Consider the following 13,051-nt stretch of genomic DNA (forward strand, 5'->3'; position numbering starts at 1 on the left):
CGTGGTGAGTTGGTGGTTTTGCACCGTTCACCACCTCACAACAGCGTTTAGCCTGCCTATGCCGTGTTGACCCGCCGAGCCACGCACGGCATACCGTTGGGCCACAGTGGCGCGGCGGAAAGTAAGGGGAGCCGTCGCGCCTCCGACATCAGGGAGGAATGCATGGCAGGGCTTCTCGCTCTATCCAGAACGATTGACCGTGTGAACGAGTTCATCGGCAAATGGGTATCGTGGCTGATCCTGCTGGCAATCCTGGTGAGCGCCGCCAATGCCATCATCCGCAAGGTCTTCGACATATCGTCGAACGCCTGGCTGGAACTGCAATGGTACCTGTTCGGCGCCGCCTTCATGCTGGCAGCCGCCTATACGCTGAAGCAGAACGATCATATCCGCATCGACATCGTCTACGGCATGTTCTCGCGCCGCGTGCAGCATTGGATCGACCTGCTCGGCCACCTCTTCTTCCTGATGCCATTCGTGACGTTGATGGTGATCTATTTCGTGCCTTACGTGTCGCTGTCGTTCCGCAGCGGCGAAATGTCGAACAATTCCGGCGGCCTGATCATCTGGCCGGCAAAGGCTATCCTGCTGGTCGGCTTTTTCCTGCTGGCGCTGCAGGGCATCTCCGAGATCATCAAGAAGATCGCGATCATGCGCGGCGACATGGACGATCCCAATCCGTTCATATCGGCGCATGAGCAGGCTGAACTCGAGGCCAAGGCACTCGCCGAAGAAGCCAAGGCGCTTGCTCAGGAGGTGCGCTCATGATCGAGTTCATCGCCCAGAACATGGCGCCGATCATGTTCGCTTCGCTGATCATTTTCCTTTTGATCGGCTATCCCGTCGCTTTCTCGCTCGCCGCCAACGGCCTGATGTTCTTCTTCATCGGCGTCGTGCTGTCGCCCTATTCGGGCGGGTCGATCAACCTGGCCTGGCCGCTGCTGCACGCACTGCCCGAAAATTTTTACGGCAGCCGGGTGATGTCCAACGACACGCTGCTGGCGATCCCCTTCTTCACCTTCATGGGCATCGTGCTCGAACGATCCGGCATGGCCGAGGATCTGCTCGACACGATCGGCCAGCTGTTCGGGCCGATCCGCGGCGGCCTGGCCTATGCGGTGATCTTCGTCGGTGCGCTGCTGGCAGCCACGACGGGCGTGGTGGCGGCATCAGTCATCGCCATGGGTCTGATCTCGCTGCCGATCATGCTGCGCTACGGCTATGACCGGCGCCTGGCATCCGGTGTCATCGCTGCTTCTGGCACGCTCGCCCAGATCATCCCGCCGTCGCTGGTGCTGATCGTGCTGGCCGACCAGCTCGGCCGCTCCGTCGGCGACATGTATGCCGGCGCGCTGATCCCCGGCCTCGTGCTGACCGGCATCTACATGCTCTACATCCTGATCATGTCGATCGTCCGGCCGCAGTCGATGCCGGCGCTGCCGCTGGAGGCACGCACGCTCGGCCATGGCGTGTTGTCGCTGCTGGCGGCGCTGCTGGTGACAATAGCGGTTTCCTATGCGGCCTATCGCTATCTTGCGCCGGCACATGGCGACAATGCCGACATTCTCGGCGCCACGATCGGCGTGGTCCTGATCTACATCGTGGCGATCGCCGACCAGCGGCTGAACTTCAACATGATGTCCAGGCTGGCGCAGCAGGTGATCATCGTTCTGATCCCGCCGCTGGCGCTGATCTTCCTGGTGCTGGGCACCATCTTCCTCGGTATCGCCACCCCGACCGAAGGCGGCGCCATGGGCGCCGTCGGCGCGCTATTGATGGCGGCGATGAAGGGCCGGCTGTCGCTTGACGTGATCAAGCAGGCGCTGGCCTCGACGACCAGGCTGTCGTCCTTCGTGCTGTTCATCCTGATCGGCGCGCGCGTGTTCTCGCTGACCTTCTACGGCGTCAACGGCCACATCTGGGTCGAGCATCTGCTGACGTCGCTGCCGGGCGGCGAGGTCGGCTTCCTTATCGGCGTCAACATCCTGGTCTTCCTGCTCGCCTTCTTCCTCGATTTCTTCGAGCTCGCCTTCATCATCGTGCCGCTGCTGGCGCCGGCCGCCGACAAGCTCGGCATCGACCTGATCTGGTTCGGCGTGCTCCTCGGTGTCAACATGCAGACAAGCTTCATGCACCCGCCCTTCGGCTTCGCGCTGTTCTACCTGCGCTCGGTCGCCGCGCGCGTGCCCTATCTCGACCGCCTCACCGGCAAGCAGATCGCGCCGGTCACCACCGGCCAGATCTACTGGGGCGCGGTACCCTTCGTCTGCATCCAGGTGATCATGATCGGGCTGACCATCGCCTTCCCGCAAATGGTGATGCACTACAAGGGCGCGGCGGTCGATCCCGGCACGATCGACATTCAGCTGCCGGACATGCCTGGTCTGTCACCGCTCGGCACGCCGCCGGCGGATGGCGGCGCCCCGGCCAATGGCGGCGCCGCACCGGCGGCACCAACCAACGACCTGTCGCAACCACCGAACTTCGGCGACGCTCCGCCCGCCAAGCCGGCGCCGCCGGCAACTGACCTCTCGCAGCCACCGAATTTCAACTGATGCTGGAGTCCCGACAGCCATGAAAGCGGTCCGCCTGGAGGCGGTGGGCAGCATCGCGCTGCGCGAGGTCGGCAAGCCGTCAGCCGGGCCGGACGACTTGCTGGTGCGCATAGAGGCCTGCGGCGTCTGTGGCACCGACCGGCATCTGTTCCACGGCGAGTTCCCCTGCAAACCACCTGTGACGCCCGGGCATGAATTTTCCGGCATCGTCGAAGCGGTCGGGGCTGCCGTATTGGGCTTTTCCGTCGGCGACCGGGTCACCGGCGATCCCAACATCGCCTGTGGCCGCTGCAAGCATTGTCACGCCGGCCGGGTCAATCTCTGCAGCAATCTCAGCGCTATCGGCATCCACCGTGACGGCGGCTTTGCCGACTATGTCGTGCTGCCGCAAAAGCAGGCGTTTCTTCTGCCGGCTGATCTCAAGCCGACGCATGGTGCCTTCTGCGAACCGCTTGCCTGCTGCCTGCACGGCGTCGATCTGGCCGCAATCAAGCCTGGCGCTTCGGTCGCCGTTCTCGGCGGCGGTGTGATCGGTCTGCTCACCGTGCAACTGGCGAAGCTCGCCGGAGCGACCACCATCATCCTGTCGACGCGCCAGGCCTCGCGGCGCGCGCTTGCCGAGGATCTCGGCGCGACGGCAACGGTCGACCCAGGTGCTGCCGATGTCATCGATGCCGTTGCCGGACCGTCCGGACTGGTGCCCGGCGGCGTCGACGTGGTGTTCGAATGCGCCGGCGTGCGCGACACCGTCGAGCAATCGATGCGGCTGGCGAGAGCCGGCGGCACGGTCATCATCGTCGGCGTGGTGCCGCAAGGCATGAAGGTGGCGTTCGAGCCCTTCGACCTGTTGTTTCGCGAGCTGAAGGTACTGGGCTCCTTCCTCAATCCTTACACCCACGGCCGCGCGGCCCAGCTCATCGCCTCGGGCGCGATCGAGATCGACAGGCTGATCTCCAGGCAGGTGACGCTCGAAGAGGCGCCGGCGGTGATCGCCAATCCGCCTGCCCCCGGCGAGGTCAAGGTGCTGGTGGTGCCAGGCCAGGGCTGAGCCGCCTGCGCTTGGTGGCCAGGCTGCTTGCCGCCGGTCAATCGATCGGTTATTCAAATCGCGCCGAAAAAGACATGACCGGTTCGGTAGTCCGGTCTCTTCCGTTTCTCAAGCGGAGGCCCGTCCATCGCCTTGTGCGAGAGGACCCGCGGCCGGCAAGCGAGGCGAAAGCCCGCGAGCCGGTTGGGGCATGTCCGGATCTCCTGACATCACGGTCCCGCCGGTTTGTGGTTTGCGGCCAAGCCTGTCCGCATCTCAACCCGTGACAGGATACAGACCATGAAACTGAACCATGCAAATCTCGTAACGACGGACGTCGCCGGCCCTTGCGATTTCTTCGCCAGCCATTTCGGTTTCGAGCTTCTCGACATTCGCGGCAAGGATGCCTTCGCCGTGCTGCGCGGGAGCGATGGCTTCGCCCTCAACCTGATGAAGCCGGGCAAGGGCGAGGCCGCCACCTATCCCGGCGGCTTTCATATCGGCTTCCTCGTTGGCAAACCGGAGATCGTGCATGCAAAGCATGCCGAGCTTGCCAGTGCCGGCCGCGAGCCGGGCGATGTGCGGGAGTTGACGCGTGGCGGCGCTAGGTCGAGCACCTTCTATTGCCATGCGCCGGGCGGAATCCTGGTCGAAGTCAGCGCCTTCGACGCCTGACAAAAAGCCCCGGGCCTGTCCGCCCGGGGCTTCTCTCAATGAACAGCTGTGGGGCGCCTACAGCTTGCCGTTGCGCTGCTGGACCATCATGAAAGTATCGTAATTGTATTCGGCCACCTGGGCCCACAGATAGTGCTCCTTGCGGAAGCCCTTGATCGAGTCCCAAATCTTCTTGAACGGCGCGTTCGAGGCTTCCATTTCGGTATAGACCTCGTTCGCCTTCTCGAAGCAAGCGGCCATGATCTCCTGGCTGAAGGGCTTCAGCTTGGCGCCGCCGGCCACCAGCCGCCTCACCGCCGCAGGATTGAGAGAGTCGTATTTCTGCAGCATGTTGGCGTCTGCGGCTTGCGCGGCAGTGTGCACCAGCGACTTGTAGGCCGGCGAAAGCTCTTCATACTTCGCCTTGTTGAACATCAGATGGACCGTCGGTCCGCCTTCCCACCAGCCGGGATAGTAGTAGTAGGGCGCGACCTTGTAGAAGCCGAGCTTCTCGTCGTCATATGGGCCGACCCATTCGGCGGCGTCGATGGTGCCCTTTTCCAGCGCCGGATAGATGTCGCCGCCGGCGATCTGCTGTGGCACGACGCCAAGCTTGGCGACCACCTTGCCGGCAAAGCCGCCGATGCGCATCTTCAGGCCGGAGAGGTCGGCGACCGTGTTGATCTCCTTGCGGAACCAGCCGCCCATCTGCACGCCGGTGTTGCCGCCCGGCAGGCCGAACAGCCCTTGCGTGGCGAGGAACTCGTTGAACAGGTCGATGCCGCCGCCATGATAGTGCCAGGCATTGATACCGCGCGCGTTGAGCGAGAACGGCACCGCCGCGCCCAGCGCCCAGGTCGGGTCCTTGCCCCAGTAATAATATGCCACCGTGTGGCAGGCCTCGACGGTACCGGCGGTGGTGGCGTCGGCGGCCTGCAGACCGGGGACGAGCTCGCCGGCGGCGAAAACCTGGACCTGGAAGTTGCCGTCTGTCGCTTCCGACAGCATCTTGGAGAAGACCTCGGCGCCGCCATAGATCGTGTCGAGCGACTTCGGGAAGGACGACGCCAGCCGCCACGTCACTTTCGGATTGGATTGGGCGATAGCGGGCGCGGCAAGCGTCGCAGCCGCCGCCGCGGCCCCCACACCGGTTACGCCTGCCTTGCGGATGAATGAACGACGATCCATGCAGTTCCTCCCTTTTGGATCAGCAGACCGATTTTCGGGAACATCCTCGATATCCCGGCTTGGCCTGGGGCGAAACAATACACAGGCAAAAGGTCGAGTCCAGCGCGGCAGCCGGATTTGGCGGCAGCGCTTTCGCGGAATTCGCAGCGTCGGCGCACGGACTGCAACTATAGTCTAATGCCAAATCCCGGACGCGATTCCGTGGCTCATACGACGCGATGAAACTTGTCATGGAAAAGCGCCTTCGGATCGCCTATTTTGTAGGCAGAATAATTCCTTAGCTCCCAATGGATACCGGAACCAAAATGCAGCAGCCGCTCGTCGCCATCTCGACCGACGTCCGCCAATTCGACAACTACACCTGGCATGCCGCCCCGCAGCAATATCTGGAGGCGGCGATTTCGGGCGCCGGCGTGTTCCCGGTGCTGGTGCCGTCCTTCGGCGAGCGGCTCGATTTCGATGAACTCCTGTCGTCGGTCGACGGCGTCATGGTCACCGGTTCGAAGTCCAACGTGCATCCCTCGCTCTATGGCGGCGACGCCAGCGAAAAGAACGGTCCTTACGATCCGGCGCGCGACGCCACGACGCTGCCGCTGATCCGCCGGGCGGTGGAGCGCGGCGTGCCGCTGCTCGCCATCTGCCGCGGCATCCAGGAAATGAACGTGGCTCTGGGTGGCACGCTGGGCACCGAAATCCAGGAGCGCGAGGGCACGCTCGACCACCGCGCGCCGGTGAGCGACAATCAGGACGAGCGCTTCACCATCCACCAGAAAGTAACGATCAAGCCCGGCAGCTGCCTGGCAGGCGTGTTCGGCGCCGGCGAGATCATGGTCAACTCCGTGCATCGCCAGGCGGTCGATCAGCTCGGTCCGAAGCTGCAGATCGAGGCGGTCGCCGACGACGGCACGGTCGAGGCGGTCTCCGTGCGAGACTCACGCGCCTTCGCCGTCGGCGTGCAATGGCACCCCGAATACTGGGTGAAGTCGGACGATACTTCGGCAAAGATATTCCGTGCCTTCGGCGATGCCGTGCGCTTGCACGCGGCGGCAAAGTCGGGCGCGCGCGCCGCGGCTGAATAATCCCGATTATCAGTTGCCGGCAGCCGAATAATCTCGATTATCGGCTGCCGCCAGAGACAGCAGCGGCAAAGCCGGCGCGTAGGATTCATAGCCGTCGCCATCGGCAACGGCGAAGGTGACGATCGGATCGACGCCGTTGGCGCTGAAGGCAACCGTCCCGTCCTCCCGTTCGCGCCAGAATTTCGCGCGCTCGATGCCGGGCAAAAGCCGGCGGCAGGTCGAGGCGATCGTCAGCAGCGACAGACCTTCCGAGACTTCAGCACCGCGCTTCACCGGCGCAGGCCGCCTCGTCGCCATTGGCTGTCAGCCGGTAGGTGCTGGATGGCTGAGCTTCCCTGGCGACACTTGCGCCACTGCCGCCGTGAAAAAGCTGAACGCCGCCGGCCAGTGCGGCAACCCCAATCAATGCAGGAAGCACCTTCACCCTTCTTCTCCGCGCATTTGAAGTGCGTGGGGGCAACGCGCTTCAAGAATCTTGCCTAACGAAGTATGCAGAATGATTTCAAAGCGTTAAGCCGACGTTAATAAGTGTGGCGGCCTGCCGGTCAGCTGCGCGGCCTGACCTGCACCGTCTCCGGCACGGGGGTCAGCGGCCGACGCTCGGCGAACCAAGACACCAGATTGTCGACGCAGAGGTCCGCCATGGCGCGGCGGGTATGCTCCGAGGCCGAGCCGACATGTGGCAGCAGCGAAGTGTTGGGAGCGGCCAGCAGCGCCTGCGGCACATTTGGTTCGTCGGCAAAGACGTCGAGCCCGGCGGCGGCGATGGTGCCGCTGGCAAGCGCCGCGGCAAGGGCAGCCTCGTCGACCGTGCTGCCGCGGCCGATGTTGACGAAGACGCCGTTAGCTCCGAGCGCCGACAGGACCTCGGCATTGACGGCCTTCTCCGTCGAAGCGCCGCCCGGCGCCACCGAGATCAGCGTGTCGACCGCTTCGGCAAGCCCCTTCAGCGTCGGATGGTATTGATAGGCCAGGCCCTCGACCTGGCGGCGGTTGTGATATGCGACCGGCAGGCCGAACGCTTCCAGCCGCCGGGCGATGGCCAGCCCGATGCGGCCCATGCCGAAGATGCCGACGCTGCGGCCGCGCAAAGTAAGCCGGCTCAGGCGATAGGCGCCGTTCTTCACCCAGCTGCCGTCGCGTAGCCATTTCTCGGCGGCATACATTTCGCGCACGGTGTTGATCAAAAGGCCGATCGCCGTGTCGGCGACCTCCTCGGTCAGCACGTCGGGCGTATTGGTGACCATGATGCCGCTTTGCGCGGCGTGGCTGGCGTCGACCGAATCGTAGCCGACGCCGAAATTGGCGATGATCTCGAGATTGGGCAGGGCGTCCATCAAGGCGGCATTTATCCCGCCGAACGAAGCGATGCCGCGCACCGTGCGCCGCATCTCCTCGGTGACAAGAGCCGGGTCGGCCTGTTCGATCGTCACCCGCTGGAATGCCTGGTCGATGCGGCCGATGGCGTGCTCGTTGAAATGGCCGGGCACCAGAATGGCGACCGGCTCTCCAAGTTCAGGCTTTGTCATGCACGCTCCACCGGCTTGCCGGTCGACTGACGCACATGCAGTTCCGGCTTGATCAGTTCCTGCGACGGCCGCACCGTCTGTCCGTTCAGCTTGTCCAGCAAGGCGCTCGCGGCGCGACGGCCGACCTCGCGCTGGCCGTTCCAGACCGTGGTCAATGCCGGCGTTGCGATCGCAGCCTCTTCGAGATCGTCATAGCCGGTGACGGAAATGTCGACGCCCGGCACCAGGCCAGCGCGCGCGATGCCGTTCATCAGCCCGATGGCGACGAGATCATTCCAGCAGCACGCGGCGGTCGGCTTGTCTTTCAGCGCCAAAAACTGTCCGGCGGCCTCGAAGCCGGCCTGCTTGGTGCGAGGGCCGGCGATGCGCCAGGACGGCCTGACCTCCAGTCCGGCCGCCTCCATGGCGTTGACATAACCCTGGTAGCGGTCGCGGCCGGTCGAGGTCTGGTCGGTGCCGCCGATCATGGCGATGCGCTTGTGGCCGAGCGAGATCAGGTGGTTGGTGGCAAGGCCGGTGCCATAGGAATCGTCGCCGCGGAAGACCGGCACGTCGGCTCCGGCCACCGTGCGCGCAATCAGCACCGCCGGCAGGCCGTTTTCCTCGGCCATGATGATGTCTTCGGCCGGTGTGCCGATGGCCGGCGACATGATGACGCCGTCGGCGCCGAGCTGCAGCAGCGTGTCGATGAAGGTGCGCTGCTTTTCGAGCTGGTCGTAGTGGTTGGACAGGATGAAGGTCTGCCGGCTGCGGTCGAGCTCGCTTTCGATCGAACGCAGGATTTCGGCGAAGAACGGGTTCATGATGTCGTGCACGACGACGCCGACGATGCCCGAGCGCGAGGTGCGCAGGCTGGCGGCGCGGCGATTGTAGATATAGCCGATGGCGCGGGCATGTTCCTTGATGCGGTCGCGGGTGCTGCCGGCGACCAGCGGGCTGTCTCGCAGCGCAAGCGATACCGTGGCCGTGGACACGCCAAGGGCATCCGCGATCGTCGAAAGCTTGATCTTCTGTGCCAGCGCCTTGCGCTCCCCGAAGCGATTTAAACTGTTTAAAGGCGGCTCTTATGCCATCGATCGGGAGCAAATCAAAGTTTTTTTGCCAGCGTTTCCGCCTCCGCGTCCAGCGCCGCGTGATTGCGCAGGCGAAGCCGGTGTTCGCGATGGATGATGTAGAGGCCGCTGGCGACGATGATGGCCGCGCCCACAAGCGTCCAGCGGTCCGGAAACTGGTGGAAGATGATCCAGCCGGACAGGATCATCCACACCATCTGCGAATAGGGGTAGGGGGCGAGTGCCGTGGTCGTTGCCAGACGATAGGCCTGGACCAGCAGCCAATGGCCGGTCGCGCCGAACACGCCGAGCATCAAGAGGACGGACCAGTGCCAGGCGTCCTGCGGCAGTGACAGCGAGAACGGCAGTGTGGGCAGGAGCAGCACCGCCGGCGCCAGCGCCGAGAACAGGATGAGGCTTTCGGACGTCTCCGTCGCCGACATGCGGCGCGTCATGATGACATAGAAGGAGTTCGACAGCATCGAGCCGAGCGCAAACAGATGGCCTATGCCGAAAACGCCGACACCCGGCCGGGTGATGACCAGCACACCGACAAAGCCGGACAGGATCGCCATCCAGCGCCGCCAGCCCGCCCATTCGCCGAGCAGCGGACCGGCAAGTGCGGTGATCACCATCGGGCCGAAGAAGTAGATCGAAGTGGTCTCGGCCAGCTGCAAGGTGCGCAGCGCCATGATGTTGCACATGGTCGATCCGAATAGGAAGGCGCCGCGCAATATGTGTGCCGGTAAATTGTTGGCGCGGAAGCGCGATGGCTTGCGCCAGCCGCGCAGAAAGACGCCGACCAGCAGCACATGGACGACGAAGCGGGCCCAGGCGACGATCAGCGCCGAGATGCCGGCCAGCACCAGGTATTTGCTGCTGGTGTCGAGAAAGGTGAAGCAGACATAGGTGGAAAGCATCAGCAGCATCGCCGCCGGCGGCGTTGCGCTTTCGTCTGGTTTTCTGGGAACGCTCAATTTCAGGCCGAAGGAAGGTGGGCAGACACCAACCTTTGCGGCAATCGTCGCCGGCCGACAAGCCAATTGTCGGCTGTGGCCGGACCAAAAGAAGCCAGTGCAACAATGCCCAGGCGTTCAGGCGTGCATGCGGGCGCCCTTGGTGATCTTGTCGACCAGTTTCTTCTCGGCGCGCAGCGCGATGCCGACGACCTTGGCATCCTCGGGCGCGAATTCGGCGAAGACGGCGCGGTTGGCGGCGTCAAAGCCCGTCGAGAACATCTCCTCGACATAGAGCGACGTCGTCACGCTGCGCTCCAGCGCGCGCCGGTGGATCGCGCCAAGCGTTGCGCTGTCGGCTGCAAGCACGATGACCGGCTGGATCGACAGCGGGTTGTAGATGTTGCCGGTCCGATCGCGATAGGGCTCGCCGATGATATCGGCAAACTGCGCGACGATGCCGCTGGTCAGGAAGGCGGTGACGTTGAGCTTCTGCCAGACGGGAAGATCTTGCCTGAGCACGATTGCAAATTTCGTATCGAACATGAGACAGTCGCCAGTTCCAGAGTGTTGTTGAAGCGATGACGCACGATCTAGGCCGGGAGGCCCGTCAGGGTCTTGAACGTTTGTGCTGGGATGCGGCCGAGGATGGCATCGTCTCGGCGCCAGGCACGGCCGGCATTGAGCGCATCGAGGCGCGCTTCCATGGCATTGCCTTCGATCTCCACCGCCACGATACCTACGCGATCGGGGTGACGCTGCACGGCGTACAGAGCTTCCGCTATCGCGGCGCGGCGCATCATAGCCTGCCTGGCCAGATCATCGTTCTGCATCCCGACGAATTGCACGACGGCGGCGCCGGCACCGAGGAAGGCTTGCACTACCGGATTCTCTATCTGGAGCCGTCGCTGCTGCTCGACTGCCTGGGCGGCGCGCCATTGCCTTTCGTCGAGGATGCCGTGGTGAGCGATCCGGCTTTACGTGGCACACTGCTTTCCGCACTGGCGCCGCTCGATGAGGAACTGGACGAGCTGTTTGTCGCCGATTTCATTGCGCAGCTGGCGCAGAATCTGGGGCGCCATGCCGGGCAGCCGGCAAAGCCGATGGAAAAGACGGCGTGGCGCGCCGCAGCACTTGCGCGCGACTATCTGGAAGAGAATGTCGAGCGGGCGGTGCGGTCCGATGAACTGGAAGCAGGGACCGGCCTCGACCGCTATGCGCTTTCGCGCCATTTCCGCGCGACCTATTCCACGAGCCCGCACCGTTTCCTTTTGATGCGCCGGCTGCAGCGGGCACGGCGCATGATCGAGGCGGGAGAGGCGCTCGCCGAGATCGCCATTGCCGCCGGCTTCAGTGACCAGAGCCACTTCAACCGGCATTTCAAGAAGGCGTTCGGCCTGACGCCTGGACGCTGGTCGGCGCTGGTGCGCGGCTCATCGACGGCGGCAGCGTAGGGTCGGGTAGGCCGGACGCGGAATGCGTCGCCTCTTGGACGACGCGCAATGCGTCGCTCGGGCGAGACGACGCTGACGCGTCGCTCTTTAGTCGTCGAGATCGGCGTCGTCGTCGATCAGCACCAATTCCTCATTCGAGAGATTGGCTTCAATGCGGGCAAGCAATTTGAACAGCGCCTTCTGGTCTTTCTTGTCGAGGCCCTTCAGCGCCTGCTTCTCGGTCTTCTTCACCGATTTCTCGATGGCGTGGATGATCTCGCGGCCGGTGTCGGTGAGGAAGATGTGCGCCTGACGGGCATCGTTCACCGAAGCGCGCTTTTCCAGGAAACCCTGCGCCTGCAGCCGGTTGATGGTCTTGGTGATGGTCGGCGGGCGCACGCCAAGGCGACCGGCGAGGTTGCCCGGTGTCTGGCCGTCCTCGCGGTCGAGCGACAGCATGATCTGGTCCTGTCCGGCATAGAAGCCGTGCGCCAGAAGCCGCGCGGCAAGTGCCGTACGCGCCAGCCGCGCCGCCGAATGCAGCCGGCTCATTGTTGCAGTTTTGTCCGCCTTGGCCATGGTCATCCCTCTTCGGCCGAACCGGTGCCGGCAGCATAGAGCCTGCCCGCCGGTTGGCAATCGACGATCAAAAAGAATCCGGCTTGCGAAAACAGCTTTGCCGGCAAGCATTGATGTCCGCCGTGGTGAATGCCAGATGTTTATTTCAGTTAGATGACAAACGACTTTTTGGGCCGGGGGACTTTTCCCGTGGCCATGGGCGGGGCCCAAACGGAGCTCAGCCGGCCTTCACAGCGACGACCAGTAGGGCCCGATAGGCATCCGCCGCCTCGCGCAGGGCGGCCTGCGACAAGGGTCCGGCCCGTCGCGCTATGCCGTCCCGCGCATTCGAGGTGTCACGTTTGCCGGGACGGTCGTTGTAGGGCGAGACGGTCGCAAAGATCTGATCGCTCAGGCCGTCGGGGAAAAACAACTGGCCGGTCATCACCGATCGTTCGTCGGGGAAGACCTTGAAGTGGATGTGGGTGGTGCGGCCGCGATACCAGCCGGGATAGATGGTGGCGAAGGAGACGATGCCGCTTTCGTCCGTCTTCTGCCAGCCGCGCAGGAATGTCTGGCCGGAGGTGTCGACATCCTGGCCGTCGCCCTGTCCGGGATAGCCGGAATAGGCGCCTTGCGCATCGCAATGCCAGATATCGACGCGCGCACCGGCAAGCGGGCGACAGGCGGTATCGACCACCTGCAGCCGCACATTGAGACCGACGCCCTTCTTGCCTTCGGTAACATCGGCGCGTTGGAGTTTCGGGTTGAAATAGAACGGCCCTTCCGTCGCCTCCGGCGTGATGGTGCAGACGCCGGCACCGGCGTCGAACAGGGCAAGCCCGGCATAGGGTGAAGTCTGCGCCGTCGCGGCAGCCGGCAGGAAAGCGCCGCCGCCGGCGGTGACGGCGATGAGGCTCAGCGCCTGACGCCTGTTCAGTGACATGGTAGGCGGCTTGTCGGACATCTGGCTCCTCTCGCAGCGGCCAGTATGGCCCAGCGGTTTGCTACGTGCAAAAG

13 protein-coding genes and 1 pseudogene are annotated in these 13,051 nt (G+C 63.9%); 6 read left to right on the plus strand and 8 right to left on the minus strand.

The annotated features are described in order from the left end of the window. The first annotated feature begins 162 nt into the window (after positions 1-162). The 4 genes from ACFX5Q_RS01380 (at position 163) to ACFX5Q_RS01395 (ending at position 4,257) form a co-directional block, all read left to right on the plus strand. On the plus strand, positions 163-768 hold the full coding sequence (locus ACFX5Q_RS01380; RefSeq protein ID WP_404274775.1) for a TRAP transporter small permease subunit: 606 nt from the start codon (positions 163-165) through the stop codon (positions 766-768). Then, positions 765-2,555, plus strand: a complete 1,791-nt coding sequence (locus ACFX5Q_RS01385) for a TRAP transporter large permease subunit (protein ID WP_404274777.1) — start codon at positions 765-767, stop codon at positions 2,553-2,555. Before ACFX5Q_RS01380 ends, ACFX5Q_RS01385 begins: the two co-directional genes overlap by 4 nt. Before the next feature lie 19 nt (positions 2,556-2,574). Continuing rightward, the gene (locus ACFX5Q_RS01390) at positions 2,575-3,603 is read left to right on the plus strand and encodes a zinc-dependent alcohol dehydrogenase family protein (protein ID WP_404274778.1); all 1,029 of its coding nucleotides are present in this window, start codon (positions 2,575-2,577) and stop codon (positions 3,601-3,603) included. Positions 3,604-3,882: 279 nt separating this feature from the next. Continuing rightward, entirely contained in the window at positions 3,883-4,257 is a 375-nt protein-coding gene (locus ACFX5Q_RS01395; RefSeq protein ID WP_404274780.1) for a VOC family protein, read from the plus strand. Between the two features lie 57 nt (positions 4,258-4,314). Here ACFX5Q_RS01395 and ACFX5Q_RS01400 read toward each other — a convergent pair whose 3' ends face one another. Beyond that, complete coding sequence (locus tag ACFX5Q_RS01400) at positions 4,315-5,424, minus strand: TRAP transporter substrate-binding protein (protein WP_192179234.1); 1,110 nt, start codon at positions 5,422-5,424, stop codon at positions 4,315-4,317. Between the two features lie 305 nt (positions 5,425-5,729). On the opposite strand from ACFX5Q_RS01400, the gene ACFX5Q_RS01405 reads away from it, so the two are divergent. Further along, entirely contained in the window at positions 5,730-6,503 is a 774-nt protein-coding gene (locus ACFX5Q_RS01405; RefSeq protein ID WP_404274782.1) for a gamma-glutamyl-gamma-aminobutyrate hydrolase family protein, read from the plus strand. Between the two features lie 9 nt (positions 6,504-6,512). On the opposite strand, the pseudogene ACFX5Q_RS01410 reads toward ACFX5Q_RS01405, so the two are convergent. The 5 genes and pseudogenes from ACFX5Q_RS01410 to ACFX5Q_RS01430 form a co-directional block, all read right to left on the minus strand. After that, a pseudogene (locus ACFX5Q_RS01410) lies at positions 6,513-6,927 on the minus strand (hypothetical protein). 121 nt (positions 6,928-7,048) lie between these two features. Next, the gene (locus tag ACFX5Q_RS01415) at positions 7,049-8,032 is read right to left on the minus strand and encodes a 2-hydroxyacid dehydrogenase (RefSeq protein WP_404274784.1); all 984 of its coding nucleotides are present in this window, start codon (positions 8,030-8,032) and stop codon (positions 7,049-7,051) included. Continuing rightward, entirely contained in the window at positions 8,029-9,051 is a 1,023-nt protein-coding gene (locus tag ACFX5Q_RS01420) for a LacI family DNA-binding transcriptional regulator (RefSeq protein ID WP_081482146.1), read from the minus strand. The genes ACFX5Q_RS01415 and ACFX5Q_RS01420 overlap by 4 nt, the downstream gene beginning before the upstream one ends. A gap of 68 nt (positions 9,052-9,119) precedes the next feature. Continuing rightward, on the minus strand, positions 9,120-10,004 hold the full coding sequence (locus ACFX5Q_RS01425) for a DMT family transporter (RefSeq protein ID WP_404274785.1): 885 nt from the start codon (positions 10,002-10,004) through the stop codon (positions 9,120-9,122). 174 nt (positions 10,005-10,178) lie between these two features. After that, on the minus strand, positions 10,179-10,586 hold the full coding sequence (locus ACFX5Q_RS01430) for a DUF2000 family protein (RefSeq protein ID WP_404274787.1): 408 nt from the start codon (positions 10,584-10,586) through the stop codon (positions 10,179-10,181). A 35-nt stretch (positions 10,587-10,621) separates the two neighbouring features. Here ACFX5Q_RS01430 and ACFX5Q_RS01435 point away from each other — a divergent pair, with 35 nt between their 5' ends. Further along, entirely contained in the window at positions 10,622-11,494 is an 873-nt protein-coding gene (locus ACFX5Q_RS01435) for an AraC family transcriptional regulator (protein WP_404274788.1), read from the plus strand. 87 nt (positions 11,495-11,581) lie between these two features. Here ACFX5Q_RS01435 and ACFX5Q_RS01440 read toward each other — a convergent pair whose 3' ends face one another. Continuing rightward, positions 11,582-12,052: a MarR family winged helix-turn-helix transcriptional regulator gene (locus ACFX5Q_RS01440; protein WP_192179240.1), complete on the minus strand. Its 471-nt coding sequence runs from the start codon at positions 12,050-12,052 to the stop codon at positions 11,582-11,584. 217 nt (positions 12,053-12,269) lie between these two features. Further along, complete coding sequence (locus ACFX5Q_RS01445; RefSeq protein ID WP_404274791.1) at positions 12,270-12,998, minus strand: intradiol ring-cleavage dioxygenase; 729 nt, start codon at positions 12,996-12,998, stop codon at positions 12,270-12,272. Positions 12,999-13,051 lie beyond the last annotated feature (53 nt).

The sequence above is a fragment of the Mesorhizobium sp. IMUNJ 23033 genome (assembly GCF_044778005.1).
In the GTDB taxonomy this organism is placed as follows: domain Bacteria; phylum Pseudomonadota; class Alphaproteobacteria; order Rhizobiales; family Rhizobiaceae; genus Mesorhizobium; species Mesorhizobium amorphae_A.